General features: G+C 69.2%; 19 protein-coding genes. 11 read left to right on the top strand and 8 right to left on the bottom strand.

Annotated features, from left to right (window positions below; genetic code table 11):
* Positions 1 to 137: 137 nt before the first annotated feature.
* Positions 138 to 1,124 carry an SPFH domain-containing protein gene (locus ACQPY4_RS40865; RefSeq protein ID WP_433330642.1) on the top strand — a complete coding sequence of 329 codons (987 nt, stop codon included), beginning with the start codon at positions 138 to 140 and terminating at the stop codon, positions 1,122 to 1,124.
* Positions 1,125 to 1,207: 83 nt separating this feature from the next.
* On the opposite strand, the gene ACQPY4_RS40860 is transcribed toward ACQPY4_RS40865, so the two are convergent.
* Positions 1,208 to 1,462 (bottom strand): hypothetical protein, encoded by a 255-nt coding sequence (locus ACQPY4_RS40860; protein WP_433330640.1) that lies wholly within the window; start codon positions 1,460 to 1,462, stop codon positions 1,208 to 1,210.
* A gap of 879 nt (positions 1,463 to 2,341) precedes the next feature.
* Complete coding sequence (locus ACQPY4_RS40855) at positions 2,342 to 3,601, bottom strand: MFS transporter (RefSeq protein WP_433330638.1); 1,260 nt, start codon at positions 3,599 to 3,601, stop codon at positions 2,342 to 2,344.
* 84 nt (positions 3,602 to 3,685) lie between these two features.
* Here ACQPY4_RS40855 and ACQPY4_RS40850 point away from each other — a divergent pair, with 84 nt between their 5' ends.
* On the top strand, positions 3,686 to 4,201 hold the full coding sequence (locus ACQPY4_RS40850; RefSeq protein WP_433330636.1) for a MarR family winged helix-turn-helix transcriptional regulator: 516 nt from the start codon (positions 3,686 to 3,688) through the stop codon (positions 4,199 to 4,201).
* On the opposite strand, the gene ACQPY4_RS40845 is transcribed toward ACQPY4_RS40850, so the two are convergent.
* Positions 4,172 to 5,119 (bottom strand): NADP-dependent oxidoreductase, encoded by a 948-nt coding sequence (locus ACQPY4_RS40845; RefSeq protein WP_433330634.1) that lies wholly within the window; start codon positions 5,117 to 5,119, stop codon positions 4,172 to 4,174. The genes ACQPY4_RS40850 and ACQPY4_RS40845 overlap by 30 nt on opposite strands.
* 106 nt (positions 5,120 to 5,225) lie before the next feature.
* On the opposite strand from ACQPY4_RS40845, the gene ACQPY4_RS40840 reads away from it, so the two are divergent.
* The 6 genes from ACQPY4_RS40840 (at position 5,226) to ACQPY4_RS40815 (ending at position 9,352) form a co-directional block, all read left to right on the top strand.
* On the top strand, positions 5,226 to 5,621 hold the full coding sequence (locus tag ACQPY4_RS40840; RefSeq protein ID WP_433330632.1) for a winged helix-turn-helix transcriptional regulator: 396 nt from the start codon (positions 5,226 to 5,228) through the stop codon (positions 5,619 to 5,621).
* 143 nt (positions 5,622 to 5,764) lie between these two features.
* Entirely contained in the window at positions 5,765 to 6,790 is a 1,026-nt protein-coding gene (locus ACQPY4_RS40835) for a phytase (protein ID WP_433330630.1), read from the top strand.
* Between the two features lie 131 nt (positions 6,791 to 6,921).
* The gene (locus ACQPY4_RS40830) at positions 6,922 to 7,080 is read left to right on the top strand and encodes a DUF4177 domain-containing protein (RefSeq protein ID WP_433330629.1); all 159 of its coding nucleotides are present in this window, start codon (positions 6,922 to 6,924) and stop codon (positions 7,078 to 7,080) included.
* A 2-nt stretch (positions 7,081 to 7,082) separates the two neighbouring features.
* Positions 7,083 to 7,547, top strand: coding sequence for a RidA family protein (locus ACQPY4_RS40825; RefSeq protein WP_433330627.1), 465 nt, complete (start codon positions 7,083 to 7,085; stop codon positions 7,545 to 7,547).
* Between the two features lie 44 nt (positions 7,548 to 7,591).
* Complete coding sequence (locus tag ACQPY4_RS40820) at positions 7,592 to 8,440, top strand: NUDIX hydrolase (protein WP_433330625.1); 849 nt, start codon at positions 7,592 to 7,594, stop codon at positions 8,438 to 8,440.
* A gap of 3 nt (positions 8,441 to 8,443) precedes the next feature.
* Positions 8,444 to 9,352: an MBL fold metallo-hydrolase gene (locus tag ACQPY4_RS40815; protein ID WP_433330623.1), complete on the top strand. Its 909-nt coding sequence runs from the start codon at positions 8,444 to 8,446 to the stop codon at positions 9,350 to 9,352.
* A gap of 152 nt (positions 9,353 to 9,504) precedes the next feature.
* Here the strand turns inward: ACQPY4_RS40815 and ACQPY4_RS40810 are convergent, their stop codons facing one another.
* On the bottom strand, positions 9,505 to 10,191 hold the full coding sequence (locus ACQPY4_RS40810) for a Crp/Fnr family transcriptional regulator (RefSeq protein WP_067483689.1): 687 nt from the start codon (positions 10,189 to 10,191) through the stop codon (positions 9,505 to 9,507).
* A gap of 353 nt (positions 10,192 to 10,544) precedes the next feature.
* Here ACQPY4_RS40810 and nth point away from each other — a divergent pair, with 353 nt between their 5' ends.
* From nth to ACQPY4_RS40795, 3 genes are all read left to right on the top strand, one after another.
* Entirely contained in the window at positions 10,545 to 11,273 is a 729-nt protein-coding gene (gene nth, locus ACQPY4_RS40805; RefSeq protein ID WP_433330620.1) for an endonuclease III, read from the top strand.
* A 40-nt stretch (positions 11,274 to 11,313) separates the two neighbouring features.
* Positions 11,314 to 11,967 carry an NUDIX hydrolase gene (locus tag ACQPY4_RS40800; RefSeq protein WP_433330618.1) on the top strand — a complete coding sequence of 218 codons (654 nt, stop codon included), beginning with the start codon at positions 11,314 to 11,316 and terminating at the stop codon, positions 11,965 to 11,967.
* 125 nt (positions 11,968 to 12,092) lie between these two features.
* Positions 12,093 to 13,289, top strand: a complete 1,197-nt coding sequence (locus ACQPY4_RS40795; RefSeq protein ID WP_433330616.1) for a MarP family serine protease — start codon at positions 12,093 to 12,095, stop codon at positions 13,287 to 13,289.
* Between the two features lie 75 nt (positions 13,290 to 13,364).
* On the opposite strand, the gene ACQPY4_RS40790 is transcribed toward ACQPY4_RS40795, so the two are convergent.
* The 4 genes from ACQPY4_RS40790 to nhaA form a co-directional block, all read right to left on the bottom strand.
* Complete coding sequence (locus tag ACQPY4_RS40790) at positions 13,365 to 13,841, bottom strand: DUF309 domain-containing protein (RefSeq protein WP_433330614.1); 477 nt, start codon at positions 13,839 to 13,841, stop codon at positions 13,365 to 13,367.
* Between the two features lie 65 nt (positions 13,842 to 13,906).
* Positions 13,907 to 14,830, bottom strand: coding sequence for an alpha/beta fold hydrolase (locus ACQPY4_RS40785; protein ID WP_433330612.1), 924 nt, complete (start codon positions 14,828 to 14,830; stop codon positions 13,907 to 13,909).
* A 4-nt stretch (positions 14,831 to 14,834) separates the two neighbouring features.
* On the bottom strand, positions 14,835 to 15,287 hold the full coding sequence (locus tag ACQPY4_RS40780; RefSeq protein WP_433330610.1) for a phage holin family protein: 453 nt from the start codon (positions 15,285 to 15,287) through the stop codon (positions 14,835 to 14,837).
* A 99-nt stretch (positions 15,288 to 15,386) separates the two neighbouring features.
* Complete coding sequence (gene nhaA / locus ACQPY4_RS40775) at positions 15,387 to 16,637, bottom strand: Na+/H+ antiporter NhaA (RefSeq protein ID WP_433330608.1); 1,251 nt, start codon at positions 16,635 to 16,637, stop codon at positions 15,387 to 15,389.
* Positions 16,638 to 16,853 lie beyond the last annotated feature (216 nt).

Genomic DNA, 16,853 nt, shown 5'->3' with positions numbered 1-16,853 from the left:
CGGTCTCCCGCGCCGACGTCGATCGCCCCCTTGTGTTGCTCGTGCCCTCAAGGGTAGGCAGGGAATTACCGAAATCGGTACGGGAGCAGGCCCCGTCTCATCCGTGAGGCCCGGCCCCGTCGCGAAAGGTGCCCGTGATGGAAGCGGTAGCCCTGATCATCATTCTCGGAGTCGCGATCTTCGCCCTTCTCGGCATGACGGGGGTCCGCGTCGTCCAGCAGTACGAACACGGGATCGTCTTCCGGTTCGGCCGGGTGCGCCGCGGCGACCAGCTCAGATCCGGCGCGGTGCGCCGTCCCGGACTGACCATGATCATTCCGATCGCCGAACGGATGCAGAAGGTCAACCAGCAGACGGTCACGATGGGAGTGCCCGCGCAGGACGGCATTACACAGGACAACGTCAGCGTTCGGGTGGACGCCGTCGTGTACTTCCGCGTGATCGACCCGGTGAAGGCGATCGTCAACGTCCAGAACTATGGCTACGCGGTCTCCCAAGTCGCCCAGACCTCCCTTCGCTCAGTCATCGGCCAGGCCGACATGCAGGAACTCCTCGGCGAGCGCGAGAAGATCAACCTCAAGCTGCGCGGCATCATCGACGAGATCACCCAGGACCCCTGGGGCATCCTGATCGAACGCGTCGAGATCAAGGACGTCTCGCTCCCCGAAGGCATGAAGCGCTCCATGGCCCGCCAGGCCGAAGCCGAGCGCGAACGCCGAGCCCGCATCATCACCGCCGACGGTGAGTTCCAGGCGTCCAAGCGCCTGGCCGCCGCCGCCGAGATCATGTCCCAGGACCCGGCCGCCCTCCAGCTCCGCATGCTCCAAACCGTCGTCGAGGTCTCCGCCGAGAAGAACAGCACGCTGGTCATGCCCCTCCCTGTCGAGATCCTGCGCTTCTTCGACAAGATGTCCGGCGGGACGCCCAAGGCCGACACAAACGACGAAAAGCCCAGCCTCGGCCTAGGTGACCGCCTGGCCAAGGTCGAAGAAGAACTAGCCAAGGCCGCCGCCGAACAACCCGCCGCCCTGGAACCCCCTGACGTAGTCCCTCCAGTCATCGGCCTAGACACCCCCACCCCCAAATCCACCACCCAAGACCCTCCAGAACCCCCCTCCCTCTGATCCACCCCCAACGACCCGGCAACCACCAAGACGCGCGAAGCGACCCTGCCCCGCACCGCCATGCCGCCCACGGGGAACCGCCTTCACAAGAGCGTGCGGGTGTCGCGCTGCTGGCCGCGGCGGCCGCCGGAAACCTCGACGTGGGCGAGATCGAGCGAGGGGTGAAGGCCGCAGGTCTGGAGCACGGCGCGGACACCCTCGTGGCGGCCCTGGCCGCCGAGGCCGGCGACCATGCCCGGCGCACCGCGTTGCAGCGTCGCGAGAATTCGTCCGACGTCGACCGCTTGTTCGCCTCGCTTCCCGCCCCCGAGCCAACGGGCACTGTTGCGCACCAACACGCACACTCCGGAGCAAGCACGCACCCCCGGAGTAAGCCCGCGTCCCAGGATCACGCGCCCTGGAGTGAGCAGGGCGTCCTGGAGCACGGACGCTCCAGAACAAGCACGCGTGTCCGCGGACAAGCACGCACCCCCGGAGCAAGCCCGCGCCCCTGGATCACGCGCCCTGGAGTGAGTAGGGCGTCCCGGAGCACGGACGCTCCAGAACAAGCACGCGTGTCCCCGGGCAAGCGCGCATCCCCGGAGCAAGCCCGCGCCCCAGATCAAGCACCGGGGCCCTGAATGGAGCACGGGTGCCCGAAGCGTGGACGCCCAGATCAAGCTCGAGTGCCGAGCGAGCACGCGCGGAGCAAGCCCGCGCACCGGCGCAAGCACGCGCCCGGAGCAAGCACGCGTGTTCTGGATGGGAGCGCGGGCATCCCCGAGCACGCGCGCCCCAGAACGAGCACGCGCGCCCTGGAGCAAGCCCGCGTCCCAGGACAATCACGGGCCCTGGAGTGGGCAGGGCGTCCCGGAGCACGGACGCTCCGGAGGAAGCACGCGTGTCCTGGACGGAGCACGGGGCGTTCCCGAGCACGAACGCCTCAGAACAAGCACGCGTGTCCCCGAGCGAGTACGCGCGGAGCAAGCACGTGCGGTCCGGAGCGAGTACGTGCGTTCCGAAGTAGGCATGCGCGTCCCGGGACTAGCACGTGCGTCCCAAGGCAGGCAGGGCGTGGGGTTGGGAGGGACAGCTTGTGTCAGTTGGCCTGGCAAGGGCTGCGCTGCGCGGGGACGGGACGGTGGCGACGAGATGGCGGTTCGGATGGCGGGGATGGGACGGGACGGATAGGGCGGACGGATAGGGCGGACGGATGGGACCGGGACGGCGGGTTCGGGTTAGTTGGGGTGGGAGGCGGGGGTTGGGGGTTTTTGGTCTTGGGTGGGTGGGGCTGGGTTGGTGGGGGGTGGGGGCAGGGAGAGGTGGCGGACGCTGGGGACAGCGGCTGTGGCTAGGCATGAGGTGGCTACCAGGGCTGCGGCTATGAGGAGGGGGACGGCGGGGCCCCAGGCTTCGGCGGCGGGTGGGGCCAGGGCGTAGGCGATGGGGGCGGCGGCTAGGGAGAGGAGCCAGTCGTAGGACGTGACGCGGGCCAGGGCCTGGGGTGGGACGGTGCTCTGGACGACGGTTTCCCAGGTGGGGTTGAGGACGCCGAGGCCGGTGAGGGCCAGGCCGTAGGAGGCGATGATCAATGGGGCGGGGGCCTCGAAGGCCAGGAGGGTGAGGGGGAGCGCGTAGGCCGCCAGGCCGAGGTTGGCGACCAGGATGGGGCGGCGGGGGCGGATGCGGGACGCCAGGAGGGCGCCGACCACCAGGCCGACGGCTCCGGCCTGGAGGACGGCGACCCAGGTCGCTTCGCCCCCGAGTTCGCGGACGGCGATCACCGGCCCGAGCGTGAGCATGACGCCGGCGGCGCCGTTCCAGATCGCGTGGGCGATCAGGCTGGACCAGTACCAGTCGCGTGAGCGGACCTCGGACCAGCCCTCGACGAGGTCGGCGCGCAGGGAGTGGCGCGGGCCGGGGACGTGATCGAAGCGGACCAAAGCCATGAGGGCGGCGCTGACGCCGAACGAGGCGGCGTCCAGGATGAACGTCCAGCCGGGGCCGATCGTGAGCACGAAGGTGCCGGCGATCGCGGGGCCCAGAAGGCGGGTCGCGCCGTTGGCGGTGGCCAGGGCGGCGTTGGCGCGCTGTCGACCGGCTGGACGGACGATGCCGGACACCAGGGGCGAGATGGTCGGCGTGCCCAGGCCCGAGGCGGCGCCGCTGATCACCTGGGCGACCGCGAGGTGCCAGAGCCGCGGGTCGCCGCTGAGCAGTTCGACGCCCGCGAAGAGCTGGGCGCCGCAGCTCACGAGGTCGGTGATGAGGGCGACTTTGCGGGCGCTGAACCGGTCGGCCAGGACGCCGCCCAGCGGGAGCAGGACGAGCCGGGGCACCATCGCGCACGCCAGCACCAGGGCCAGCGACGAGGCCGAGCCTGTCACGCGCAGCACGGCCAGGGCGAGCGCGGCGGGTACGGCCGCGTCGCCGGTCAGGGAGAGTGCGCGCGCGGTGAACAGCAGACGGAACCCACGGTCGCGCAGTGGATGGGACATGCGCTTGAATCTACTTCGTCAGCGAATAGTTCGTCAACGAATAATTCTGTGGCGATCAGGTAAGTCCTCGCTACGATCCGTGGCATGGACGAGCAGCGCGACCGGGCGGACGAGCACGTCGAGCGATGGCTGCCCGTCCTGCCCACGCTTGATCCGGTCATCGAGGGTGTGGTGATGCGGGCCAAACTGCTGACCGATCATCTGCGGCACGCGCGCGAGCGGTCGCTGGTCGATTTCGACCTGCAGCGTCACGAGTTCGAGACGCTGCTTGCCCTGGCCGGACGCCGTGGAACGGCGGCACCGTCGCAACTGGCGTCCGACCTGGGCATGGCCCCGAACTCGATCACCGGCCGACTCGATTCGCTCGCCGAGCGGGGCTTCGTCCGCCGGACGCCGTCCCCCGTAGACCGGCGCCGTGTGGACGTGGAGCTCACCGATCAGGGAAGGGCGGTCTGGCTCGGGACCATGGACGTGCTCGGCCATGAGGAGTACAGGCTGCTCTCGGTGTTGAGCGTGGAGGAGCGCAAGCTCCTGTCCGACCTGCTCCGCCGGGTGATGATCCGTGCTGAGCTAGGGGACGAGGACGAGCCGTCCCCGTAGGCCGCCTTTGGCCTGCCGGTCGTACGCCTTGGCCGCCTCGGAGAGCGGGATGGTCTCGGCCACCCGGGGAGTCAGGCGGCCCGCGTCGACGAGGGCCGAGAGGTGTTCGAGTTGAGTGGCGTCCGCACGGATCCATACGTTGGTGACTCTGATTCCCCGTAGGGGGACGGGCACCGGGTCGCCGCCGAGGACGGCGGCGAACGCACCGCCGCTGCGGACGGCTTCGAGGGTTTGTGTTCCTAGGGCTGCGGCGTCCACGGCGCCGTCCACTCCCCCCGGCACCAGGGCCCGGACGGCATCGCCAAGATGCTCTCCCCTGGGGACGAAGTGTTCGGCGCCGAGCGACCTCACCAGGTCCTCATCGGCGGCGGATGATGTGGCGACGACCCGGAGGCCGCGCTGGGCGGCCAACTCCACCGCGTATCCGCCGAGTGCTCCGGCTGCGCCCGTCACCAAGAGCGTGCTCCCGGGTGCAAGCGCCAGATGGTCGAGTGCCTGGAGCGCGGTCAACCCGTTGAGCGGGATGGTGGCGGCATGGGCCGCGTCCACCGTGCGCGGGGCGCGTGCCACGGCGCTCTCGTCCAGGACGGCCAGGTCGGCGTGGGTGCCGAGGTCGATGTCGAGCCGGTCGTTCAGCCCGATGACCGCGTCCCCGACCTTCAGGCGGGTCACGCCGGTGCCGACGGCCTCGACGGTTCCGGCCACGTCCCACCCGAGCCCGAACGCCTCCCGGGCGCCGTCATCGTCGAATCCGGGCATCAGCCCCGCCGCCGCCAGGTAGCCGCCGACCGTCCCGACGTCGGCCGGGTTGACCGTCGCGGCCGTCACCCGAATCCGGACCTGGCCCGCGCCGGGCTGAGGTTCGGGGACTTCTGCCAGAGCAACGTTTCCTGGAGCCGTATACAAGATCGCACGCATTTGAGTGAACCTCCGTGGTGAGTCGGTGAGGTCCAGGCTTCTAGGAAGATCGCCGACCCGGAAGGAGTTACTTCAAGGTGCGTTCGGTACCGGGAGGTGAGGCCCTATGGCGACGATGACGGCGGCTCAGAGGCGCGAGGCGGCCAAGGCGGCGTTCGACGACTACATGGCCGTATGCCCCGCTCATCAGCTGTTGGACGTCCTGGGGACGAAGTGGGCGTCCATGGTGCTGACGAACCTGGCGGACGGGCCGCGGCGCTATGCCGAGCTCACCCGGGCCATCCCGGGGGCCAGCGCCAAGATGCTTACGCAGACGCTGCGTTCGCTGGAACGCGACGGGTTCGTCGTGAGGAGTGTGACCCCCGCGGTGCCCGTTCAGGTGGAGTACGCGCTGAGCGTTCTGGGGGAGAAGGTTCTGCCAGTGCTGACGCACGTGCAGGACTGGGCCAACGCGCACATAGTCCAGATTCAGGCGGCCCGCGAGAGATACGACAACCAGTAGCGCGGTCAGGAACTTTGGTCTGATCTGGGTCAAAGGGAGCGAGGTTTTTCGTCATCCATTGCCTCTCGCCGAAGCTTTTAATGGATGTGCGATCTAACTAGGGTGCTCCGGGACACTGACCATCCTGACAAGGAGCTCCCCTGGTGTCCGTACTCGAGTCAGCCCTGCGCGTAGGCGTCACGTCCGCCACGGTCGTGTCCGCCGCCGCGCTGGGGCTCCCCGCCGCTCAGGCCGCTACTTCGTTCGACGTGACCGCCACCGTTGAGACGGCCCCCGTGGGGCACAGCGGCGACGCCGCCGACGATCCCGCGATCTGGATCCACCCGTCCGACCCGTCCAAGTCCGTCGTTGTGGGAACCGACAAGAAGGGCGCGCTGGAGGTCTACGACCTTTCCGGCTCCCGTATTCAGCGGATCGACGGCGACCATGGCAACAACGTCGACCTGAGGGGCGACGTCGTCGTCTCGGCTGACGACGAGGCCGACGGCGGATCGATGCACGTCTACCGTATGGATCCGTCCAGCCGACAGCTCCGGCTGCTCAAGGACGTGAAGACCGGCATAGCCGCCCATGGGATCTGCCTGTACAAATCGTCCACCAGCGGAAAGCTCTTCGCGTTCCCCAACGCCATTGATGGCGGGGTAGAGCAGTGGGAACTCGGTGTAAACGGGGGCGACGTCACTGCGAAGTCCGTCCGCGAATGGGACGCCGGGGGCGCCGTCGAAGGCTGCTTCGCCGACGAGACCAACGGCAAGCTCTACCTCGGTGAGGAGGACGTCGGCGTCTGGATCTACGGCGCCGAGCCCGGCGATGGCGAGTCACGCACGAAACTGGACTCCGCCGGTTCGGGTGGCCACCTGACCGCCGACGTCGAGGGCATAGCGGCGGCCGGCGACCGCCTGTTCGTGTCGTCCCAGGGCAGCAACGACTTCGCGGTATACGACCGTGGATCGGGCTCTTATCAGGGACGCTTCGCGGTGGCGTCCGGCACCGCGGCGGACGACTGCGAGGACACCGACGGCATCGACGCCACCTCCACCGGGCTCGGCTCGGCCTTCCCGAAGGGCGTCTTCGTCTGCCAGGACGGGTCCAACGGCAGCCCCGGTACCAGCGGCAACCAGAACTTCAAGCTCGTCCCCCTGGAACGCGTCACCGAGGGTCTCGGCTGACCATCAGCCCCGATCCGGGCGTCCGCTCCCCTCCCCGCTCGGGAGCGGGCGCCCCCTTGGTGTTGCGCGACCGGCCTACGGGGGCCCGGTCGCGCAGAGGGACGGGATGGGCGATCAGTAGGCTGAGGGCCATGAAGAAGTGGGAGTACGCGACCGTTCCGCTGCTGGTCCACGCGACCAAGCAGATTCTCGACAACTGGGGCCAGGACGGGTGGGAGCTCGTCACGGTCATGCCGGGACCCAACCCGGAGAACCTGGTGGCCTACTTCAAGCGCGAACTGGAGAGCTGACGGTGAGCACCCCCGAAGAGCGAATCGCAGCGCTCGGCCTCGAACTGCCCGAGGTGGTCCCGCCGCTGGCTTCGTATGTGCCGACCGCCCGGACCGGGTCGCTGGTCTACACCTCCGGCCAGGTCCCGATCGTCAAGGGCGAGATCGTGGCGACGGGCAAGGTCGGTGCCGAGGTGACGGCCGAGGACGCCGCCGGATACGCCCGGATCTGCGCGCTGAACGCCGTCGCGGCCCTCAAGGCCGAGGTCGGCGAGCTCTCGCGCGTCGTGCGCATCGTCAAGGTCCTCGGTTTCGTCGCGACCGCGCCGGACTTCTACGGCCACCCCCAGGTGATCAACGGGGCGAGCGACCTGCTGGGCGAGATATTCGGGGACGCGGGCAAGCACGCGCGTAGCGCGGTCGGTGTCGCGGCACTGCCGAGCAACGTCCCCGTCGAGGTCGAGCTCATCGCCGAGGTCCTTGACTGAATGGCGTTCGGTATGCCCGAATTGGCAGCCATGAGGATCACGCCATGGTGAACGGTCTGAGGCTGCCCAAGGAGTTCCGCGAGCGGGTCGAGGACATCGCTTCGGGACGGGTCGTGCCGCCCGTCCCGCGCGATTCGGCGACGATCGTGCTGCTCCGCGATCACCTCGAACACGGGTTGCAGGCGTTCGTGCTCCGGCGGGTGGCGTCGATGGCGTTCGCCCCCGGGGCCTACGTCTTCCCTGGCGGTTCCGTCGACCCGCGCGATGGAGACGCGGCCATCGCGTGGTCTGGGCCGTCCCCCCGGGAGTGGGGAGCGGCGTTCAATGCCGACGAGCCGCTCGCGCGCGAACTCGTCTGCGCGGCCGTCCGGGAGACCTTCGAAGAGTCCCTGGTACTGCTTGCGGGCCCCACCGGGGAATCGGTAGTCGACGACACCCGGGGGGACGCTTGGGAGGCCGGACGCCAAGCCCTGCTCGACCGCTCGCTTTCATTCGGAGAGTTCCTCGACGAGCGGGGCCTGGTTCTCCGCTCGGATCTCCTGCGTCCCTGGGCGCACTGGATCACGCCCAAAGTCGAGCCCAAGCGTTACGACACGCGCTTCTTCGTTGCGGCGATGCCAGAGGGCCAGCGTGCGCGAGACGTCAGCACAGAGGCCGACTGGGTGTCGTGGGTGAGTCCCGCCGAGGCAGCGGAAAGGGGCGGGACGGGTGAATGGCCCATGCTCCCCCCGACCCTGGTGACTCTCCGCGAGCTGGCGGAGTACGAGACCGTCGCCGACGTCCTGGCGGCGGAGCGCGAGATCGTCCCCTATGAGCCGATGGCCGAGATCATCGACGGTGACGCCTACCTCGTCCTGCCCGAGGACGCGTCCTTCCGGTACCGGGAGGGCTGAGGCATGCGCCGTCCTCTGTCGCAGGAGGTCATGTGGCGGCTGGCCGGGACGTCCGTGCTCAGACACCTTGATCGCCTGGGTGTGAACCCGGTCCGTCACCCCGATCGCGTCTCCGGCAAGATGGGCGACATGAGCGATATCGACGGCATGGGGACGGAGCGCGCGCTCTGCGTGCTTGCCCCGAACCCGTCCGCGATGACGCTGGACGGCACCAACACCTGGATCATCGCCGAGCCGGGATCCGGCGAAGCCGTCGTCATCGACCCCGGTCCCAAGGACGGCAAACACCTGCGCCGCGTCGTCGAGATCGTCAAGCGGCAGGGGCGGCGCGTCGGTCTCGTCCTGCTGACCCACGGCCACCCCGATCACGCAGCCGGGGCGAAAAAGTTCGCTGACCTGGCTGGATGCACGACCGTCCGTGCCCTCGACCCCCGACACCGCCTCGGCGACGAGGGCTTGACCGAAGGCGACGTCGTCGCCACCGGCGGCCTTGAACTGCGAGTCATGGAAACCCCGGGCCACACGGACGACTCGCTGACCTTCTGGCTCCCGGCCGACGGCGCCGTCCTGACCGGGGACACCGTCCTCGGCTACGGCACCACGGTCCTTGAGGGCAAGCTAGGCGACTACCTCAGCTCCCTAGACCGCCTGCGTTCCTTCTCAGAGGACGTGGGGGCGGCCACTATCCTCCCCGGCCACGGCCCCAAGCTCGACGACCCGATTGCCGCGCTCGACCACTACATCACCCACCGCCGCGAACGCCTGGCCCAGGTAGAGGCCGCGGTGGCGGCGGGCGCCCGCACCCCCCGCGAGGTAGTGGAACGCGTCTACGCCGACGTCGACCGGTCCCTCTGGCCCGCCGCCGAATGGTCGGTCAAGTCCCAACTCGACTACCTGAACGACCGCACCTAGCCCCTTCACCGGGTGGGAGGGCCTATGGAAAAGCGGGGGCGACGGGGCTCTGGCGCGGAGCAGAGGAGTTCTGTACCCGGGTGCGCGAGATGGGGCAAGGGTGTGGCACGGCCCATGCGGGATGGGCCGTGCGGGGTGGGGCGGAGTCTGGGCTACTTGGAGCGCTTGCGGAGGCGTTCGATGTCGAGGATCACCACGGCGCGGGCCTCGATGCGCAGCCAGTTGCGCTGGGCGAAGTCTGCCAGGGCCTTGTTGACGGTCTCCCGGGAGGCGCCGACGAGTTGGGCCAGCTCTTCCTGGGTGAGGTCGTGGTGGACGTGCAGCCCGGCCTCCGACGGCTGGCCGAAGCGCTCGGCCAGGTCGAGCAGCGCCTTGGCGACGCGACCCGGGACGTCGGTGAAGACCAGGTCGGCCATCACGTCGTTGGTCTTGCGCAACCGCTGGGCGAGTGCTCGCAGTAGCTGCACCGCCACTTCCGGGTGGCCGGTGAGCCAGGGACGTAGATCGTCGTGGCCAAGGCCGGCGAGGCGGCATTCGGTCACGGCGATGGCGCTGGCGGTGCGCGGGCGGGGGTCGAAGAGCGACAGCTCGCCGAACATCTCGCTCGGGCCCAGCACGCTGAGCAGGTTCTCGCGGCCGTCGGGCGCCGTCCGGGTGAGCTTGATCTTGCCCTCGAGGACGACGTACAGGCGGTCGCCCGTCTCGCCCTCGTTGAAGAGGGTCTGACCGCGTGCGAGACGCACCTCGGTCACATTGGCGCGCAGCGCCTTGGCCCCCTGCTCGTCGAGGGCCTCGAACAGCGGAGCTCTGCTGAGTACGTCCACGTCGCGGTCGGTCACGCTTCTCCTCCTCGAACACCTACATGCTTAGTGTGACGTACGTCCCACCGCGTACGTGAAGGCAGGGCCGCGGCGCGCCGGGCCAGCCCGGTCCGGCACCTTCCGCGACCACGCCTCGCCTTGTCGTTTGGCCGTTGGCCGCCACGCTCCTGCTCGCCTAGTGTACGGACCGCCGGGTGAATGGCATCACACCGGCTCTCATCGCCGTCATTCGGACCTCGCAGATCACACCCCTGACGCCTTGCAAATCGCGACCCGGGGGCGTCTCGCGAGGGCTCCCGCCACAGTTGTGAACCTTGGGTGAACCCTCGTACTCCCGCCGAGGTACCCCGGGGAAGTTCTACTCTGACGGGATGGCGACGAACGTGAAGGCCCGGCGGAAGCAGCCGGAGACCCGGCTGGGGCTGGTGCGGCGGGCGCGGCGCATGAACCGGATCCTGGCGGAGACGTACCCGGACGCCCACTGCGAGCTCGACTTCGAGAACCCGTTCCAGCTGCTCGTCGCCACGGTGCTGTCGGCCCAGACGACCGACGTGCGGGTCAACCTGACCACGCCCGCGCTGTTCGCCAAGTACCCGACGCCGGAGGACATGGCGGCCGCCGACCCGGAGGACATGGAGGCCATCCTCAAGCCGACGGGGTTCTTCCGGGCCAAGACCAAGTCGGTCATGGGCCTGTCCGTGGCGCTCAGGGACCGGTTCGGCGGGGAGGTGCCCGGGAAGCTGGACGACCTGGTCACGCTCCCGGGGGTCGGTCGCAAGACGGCCAACGTCGTGCTGGGGAACGCCTTCGGCGTGCCGGGGATCACGGTCGACACCCACTTCGGGCGGCTCGTGCGACGGTTCGGGTGGACGGACGAGACCGACCCCGTGAAGGTCGAGCAGGTGATCGCGGCGCTGATCCCCCGTAAGGAATGGACGATCCTGTCCCATCGGCTGATCTGGCATGGACGCCGTATGTGCCACGCCCGCCGTCCGGCATGTGGGGTCTGCCCTCTGGCCGCTCTGTGCCCGTCATACGGGGAAGGGCCCGTAGACGCCGAAGCGGCGCGCGCTCTGGTCAAGACGGGACCGCCCGCGTGAACGCGGGAACGATCTGGGGACCGACCTGGTTGGGAATGGTGTGACCGACTCGCCGCCTCCTGCCTGGCTCGACCGATTTCTTGAAGAGGCGCCCCGTATACCGGTGGCGCCGTTCATGCGTCCGGTGCCCTCGGCGCGTCCGGCCGCGGTCCTGATCCTCTTCGGCGAGGGCCCCGACGGTCCCGACATCCTGCTCACCGAGCGGGCCGCGACGCTCAACAAGCACCCGGGCCAGCCCGCCTTCCCCGGGGGACGAGTCGACCCCGAGGACGAGAACCCGGAGTCCTGCGCGCTCCGCGAGGCCTGGGAAGAGGCCGGTGTCGAGCCTTCGGGCGTGGACATTCTCATCACGCTGCCCGAGCTGTATCTCTCCCACAGCAACCACAGGGTCACCCCCGTCACGGCTTGGTGGCGCGAGCCGTCCGACATCGCTCCCGGCCACCCGGGGGAAGTGGCGACGGTGGCCCGGGTACCGATCTCCGAGCTCGCCGACCCGGCCAACAGGTTGACCGTCCGGCACCCGTCCGGGATCAGGCTCGGCCCCGCGTTCCGCGTTCGTGACCTGTTCGTATGGGGCTTCACCGCCGGTCTCTTGGCGCAGATCCTCACCGCGGGCGGCTGGGACCGTCCCTGGGACTCCGATCACGTCGAGAACCTGCCGCCCGAGACGCTCGATCTCGCCGCACGGAGCTGACCTGCGGAGTCGACACGCCCACCGAGGGTGACGGCACGGTATCGCCCCTGGCGGTTACGCAGCGATTGCGAATCTGGTCCAGCGAGGGGACGTGAACAACCTCGATCGGGCAGTACGGTGAAGCGGTGCTGGGCGACCACCTACTGGATTTGATCCTCATCGTGCTCGTGGCGCTCTTCGGCGTGTCCGGGTATCGGCAGGGCTTCATCGTGAGCCTGCTGAGCTTTGTCGGCTTCGTCGGGGGCGGTGTGGTGGGCGTTCTCATCGCCCCCCCGATCGCCGAGGCCACCGTGAGCGGTACCAGTCAGCAGGCGCTGCTGGCGATCGTCATCGCCTTCCTGGCCGCGACCCTGGGGCAGCTCATCGCGTCCTCCGTGGGTGCGGTCCTGCGCAATCGGGTGACCGGCATCAACGCGCGCGCGGTGGACGCCGCGGGCGGTGCCGTGGTCAGCGCGCTGTCGCTCCTGATCGTCGCGTGGTTCTTCGGGACGTTGGTGGCCGGGTCGGATTTCAAGCCCGTTCGCACCCAGGTGAAGGCGTCCACGATAATCGGGGGCGTCGACGACCTGATGCCAGGCCAGGCCCAGACCTGGTTCTCCTCGTTCAAGGGATTCGTCCGCAGCAGCGAGTTCCCGCAGGTCTTCAACGGGCTGGGCGGCGAGTCGGTGGCCGAGGTACCGCCGCCCAACGACGCGATCCTCAACACCGAGGCCCTGCGGTCGGCCAAGCGCAGCATCGTCAAGGTCGTCAGCACCGCGCCCCAGTGCCAGCGCAAGATCGAAGGCACCGGGTTCGTGTACGCCCCCGAACGCGTCATGACCAACGCCCATGTGGTCGCGGGCGCCCGGGGGGCCTCGACCATCGCGTCCCTGAACGGTGACCGCGACAAGGGGCGCGTCGTCCTGTACGACCCCAAGCGCGACATCGCGATCCTGCACGTGCCCGGCCTGCGCGCTCCGGCCCTGAAGTTCGCCGGGCCCGCCCGGGTGCGCGACGACGCGATCATCGCGGGCTTCCCGAAGAACCAGCCCTTCACCGCCGACGCCGCCCGGGTCCGCGCACGTCAGACGGCCAAGGGGCCGGACATCTACCACGCCAACCAGGTCAGCCGCGAGATCTACGCGATCCGAGGCAAGGTCGAGCCGGGCAACTCCGGCGGGCCCCTGCTGGCCAAGGACGGAAGCGTCTACGGCGTCATCTTCGCCGCCGCCTTGGACGCGCCTTCCACCGGTTATGCGCTGACAGCCGGGGAGGTCGCCCCCGACGCGCGCGCGGGCGAGAGCCTCACCGCCCCCGTCTCGACCGAGAATTGCTCCGACTAGACCCTCCCGCACCAGACCGAACTGGACGTCGCACAGTCGACGGCTGTTCGCTGACGCTGGTCCTGGCGTCGCGGTCTACCCCAGCTTCGGTTCGCCCAGGACGAGCCGGACGTCGGCGTCCGGGGACGGTGCTTCGGCCAGGCGCCGCGCTTCCCCGATGACCCCGGGGACGTCGATGCCGTGGGGCGGGTCGTCCGTAAAGGGATCGAGACGGTCGGCGGCTCGGGTGAGCAGGGCCCGCGCGCCCTTGGCGTTGCCCCTTCGCATGTGGGTGATGCCCACCGCTACCTGGGCCAACGCGCGCCAGAGTTCGCGCTCGTCCTCGGGCGACGACTTCCAGGCCGCCTCGAGCACCTCGTGGGCGTGGAACGGGCGGTCGGCGTCCAGGAGCCGCTGAGCCTCAACGAGAGCCTCCGCGGGCGACACGGCGAGGTCCTCGGGCATCGTCGGCACTCCGGCGGCGCCATGGGGCAGTGGACGGCCGTAGGCGTCCCTCGGACGGGCGTTGCGCGGCCGTCCGGCATCGTCGCGGTCACGTGCTGATTCGCGCATGCGTCCCCCGGCGACCTCGGCCTCGTCTCATGGCGTCTTGGCGGCTGACAATTCCACCGTACGCGTCAGTGGTCGGGCTCCGGATCGCTGAGCCAGCCGAGGAGTTCCCTGTCGAACATTCGGGGACGCTCCTGGTGCGGGAAGTGGCCCGCCCCCTCAAGGAGCTTCCAGCGGTAGGGCGCCGCGACGTACCTCCCCGAACCCTGAGCGCTCCCCGGGAGGGTGCACGTGTCGAGCGCACCGTGTAGTTGAAGCGTCGGCACCTGGATAGGGCTGCGCATGCGGTGCGCGTACCGAAGACCGTCCGGACGGGGCTGCGACCGGATGAACCACCGGTGGTACTCCAGGGCGCAGTGGGCCACGCCGGGGATCTGCAGTGCGTTTCGGACGAGCTGCTCGGTGCGTTCGTCCGGCCACCCGGGGCCCGACCAGTCGTGCAAGAGCCGTCCCGCCATGGCGGCGTTGTCACGGACGAGACGGCGTTCGGGCCACACGGGGAGCTGGAACCCGAACGTGTGCCGCGTGGCCCACGCCTGTCCGCGCGGGTCGGTGCGCATGGCCTGACGTAGACGCAGGGGGTGCGGCGCGCTGACGACGGCCAGGCGCTGGACGACCTTGGGGTGGTAGACGGCCATCGTCCAGGCGAGAAGGCCGCCCCAATCGTGGCCAACGACGATGGCGTTCGCCTCCCCGAGGGCGCGGACCAGCCCCGCCGCGTCCCCGGCGAGGGTCACCAGGTCGTATCCCCGGGGAGGTTTGTCGCTGCCGCCGTATCCGCGCAGATCGATCGCCGCCGCCCGGTAACCCGCCTCGGCAAGGGACACGACCTGGTTGTGCCACGACCACCAGAACTCCGGGAAGCCGTGCAGCAGCAGCACCAGAGGGCCTTCGCCGGCCTCGGTGACATGGAAACGTGTTCCGCCGGCGCTGATCGCCCGATGCGTCCAGGGCCCCTCGACTTCGATGAGGGACGCGCCATAAGGGGCCATGGGGTCAGGTCGCTGGGGTATCGGCCCCCGCCGTGACGGCGGGAGCGTCGGAGTCGCCGCGCCTGCGCAGCATGGTCAGGTCGTCCTTGAGCGTCTTCCGGGTCCGCTTGGCTCCGTCGATCTTGCGGATGCGCAGGTAGCCGAAGCCGATCAGCCCCAGGGCGAGGAGCAGGTACAGACCCGCCACGATCAGGAACGCCGCCCAGTGCCAGATCCCGAGCGCGACCAGCCCGTACGCGGCGGCGATCGACAGGAGGATCACGATCAGCCCGGCGATGAGGCCGGCGACCGCGAACATCACGCTGCCCAGCGCGGCCTTCTTGGCGTCGCTCTTGAGCTCGATCTTGGCGAGGTCCATCTCGGCCCTGATCAGGTTGGACACGTTCCCTGAGGCGAGCGCGACCAGCTCGCCCAGAGACTTGTCCTCGATCCGCTCACCCGGCAGTGCCTCGGACATATCGCATTTCTCCCTTCAGGGGCCCGGCTCCGGGTCGACCCATGGCCCGGTGGCCGGGAGGCCGGTCGGGCCACCCGGCGATCATGGCATGCGCCGCGATCAGCCCGGGGACACCGGCTGGCCGATGTCCCTGTCGCGCTCGCGTTGGCGCACCCGTCTCCGGAAGACGACGGTGGCGGCCGCCGAGGCGAGGACACTCGCTATCAGGACCGCTGTTGTCACTCTCTCGAATTGTGCCGGGTCGGTATAGGCCAAACCGCCGATCAGAAGGGAAACGGTGAAACCCACCCCTGCGAGCATCGCCACACCGGCGATCTCCCGCCAATGCAAATCGTCACCCAGCGTTGCCAATCCCAGCTTCACAGCCGCCCAGGCGCCACCGAAAACGCCCAAGAACTTACCGACCACCAGCCCAGCGATCACACCCAGGGCCACCCGATCGGAGAAGACGGCGCTGATGGACGAGGCGTTGAGCGCCACACCCGCTGACAGGAAGGCGAACAGGGGCACACACACCCCGGCCGAAAGCGGACGGAGTGCGCGGTCGGCCTGCTCGGCGTTCGTCGGACGCTCGTCCGGTGTCTCCTTGGACGAGGTCAGCATGCCGAGCGCCACACCCGCCACGGTCGCGTGGATGCCGCTCTTCTGGAAGAAGTACCAGGCCAGTACCGCCAAGGGGACGTACACCCAGGGCGAACGCATCCCCTTGGACTGCAACACCCCGTATGCCGCGATCAGCACGACGCCGATCACGAGGGGCCCGAGCTTCAGGCTGTCGGTGTAGAAGAGCGCGATGATCGTGATCGCGATGAGGTCGTCCACCACGGCCAGGGTCAGCAGGAACGCGCGTAGTGGAGCCGGGCAGGACGAGAACGTGACCGCCAGGACGGCCAGGGCGAAGGCGATGTCGGTGGCCGTGGGCACTGCCCAGCCCTTGAGAGAGCCGGGCTCCCCGGCACTGACCGCCAAGAAGACGAGCGCCGGTACAGCCACGCCCGCGGCCGCCGCGATTACGGGGAGTGCCGCGTCTCGCGGGTTCCGCAACTCCCCGTGTGTGATCTCCTCACGCAACTCCAGCCCGGCGATGAAGAAGAAGAGCGCGAGCAGGCCACCGCTGGCCCAGTGCTGCACATCCATATGGCCGAGGCCGAGCCACGATGGGCTGATCTCGAACTTCTGAAGGCTCCCGTAAGCGTCCGACCAGGGCGTGTTAGCCCACACCAAGGCCACGACCGTGGCCGCCAGCATGATGACCCCGCCGACCGTTTCCAGGCGCAGCGCAGCGGCGACGTTTCGGCTGTAACGGATCGTAGGACGAAAAGGCCAGGTGGCGGCAACGCGACGCGGCATGAATCCCCCGAGTTTCGCGGGTGGTCAGGACGAGGTCCGACCGTGTTCCCGCCATGTGCCGGAACAGGCCTTCCCCGCCGACCAGACTTCCCGGCACACCTGCGCTCGACCCTACCCAGGTGATCGTCCTTTACGCGCCCCTAATGCCTTGGAGCTGCGCCACACTCCTCTGGGCGCGTGCGCTGTAACGCTGGGTAGCGTCCCTGAATGCAGCAA

The sequence above is a fragment of the Spirillospora sp. CA-294931 genome, from assembly GCF_050946795.1.
Lineage (GTDB): Bacteria > Actinomycetota > Actinomycetes > Streptosporangiales > Streptosporangiaceae > Spirillospora.
The sequence above is the reverse complement of the archived record's forward strand: the minus strand, read 5'-3'. Positions and strand labels throughout refer to the sequence as shown.

What these genes read in the sequence shown, in the direction of transcription:
- nth (WP_433330620.1), top strand. Translation starts at nt 10,545, where the DNA reads ATGGCGACGAACGTGAAGGCCCGGCGGAAGCAGCCGGAGACCCGGCTG.
- ACQPY4_RS40845 (WP_433330634.1), bottom strand. Translation starts at nt 5,119, where the DNA reads ATGCGTGCGATCTTGTATACGGCTCCAGGAAACGTTGCTCTGGCAGAA.
- ACQPY4_RS40840 (WP_433330632.1), top strand. Translation starts at nt 5,226, where the DNA reads ATGGCGACGATGACGGCGGCTCAGAGGCGCGAGGCGGCCAAGGCGGCG.
- ACQPY4_RS40865 (WP_433330642.1), top strand. Translation starts at nt 138, where the DNA reads ATGGAAGCGGTAGCCCTGATCATCATTCTCGGAGTCGCGATCTTCGCC.
- ACQPY4_RS40785 (WP_433330612.1), bottom strand. Translation starts at nt 14,830, where the DNA reads ATGGCCCCTTATGGCGCGTCCCTCATCGAAGTCGAGGGGCCCTGGACG.
- ACQPY4_RS40820 (WP_433330625.1), top strand. Translation starts at nt 7,592, where the DNA reads ATGGTGAACGGTCTGAGGCTGCCCAAGGAGTTCCGCGAGCGGGTCGAG.
- ACQPY4_RS40830 (WP_433330629.1), top strand. Translation starts at nt 6,922, where the DNA reads ATGAAGAAGTGGGAGTACGCGACCGTTCCGCTGCTGGTCCACGCGACC.
- ACQPY4_RS40790 (WP_433330614.1), bottom strand. Translation starts at nt 13,841, where the DNA reads ATGCGCGAATCAGCACGTGACCGCGACGATGCCGGACGGCCGCGCAAC.
- ACQPY4_RS40815 (WP_433330623.1), top strand. Translation starts at nt 8,444, where the DNA reads ATGCGCCGTCCTCTGTCGCAGGAGGTCATGTGGCGGCTGGCCGGGACG.
- ACQPY4_RS40850 (WP_433330636.1), top strand. Translation starts at nt 3,686, where the DNA reads ATGGACGAGCAGCGCGACCGGGCGGACGAGCACGTCGAGCGATGGCTG.
- nhaA (WP_433330608.1), bottom strand. Translation starts at nt 16,637, where the DNA reads ATGCCGCGTCGCGTTGCCGCCACCTGGCCTTTTCGTCCTACGATCCGT.
- ACQPY4_RS40780 (WP_433330610.1), bottom strand. Translation starts at nt 15,287, where the DNA reads ATGTCCGAGGCACTGCCGGGTGAGCGGATCGAGGACAAGTCTCTGGGC.
- ACQPY4_RS40855 (WP_433330638.1), bottom strand. Translation starts at nt 3,601, where the DNA reads ATGTCCCATCCACTGCGCGACCGTGGGTTCCGTCTGCTGTTCACCGCG.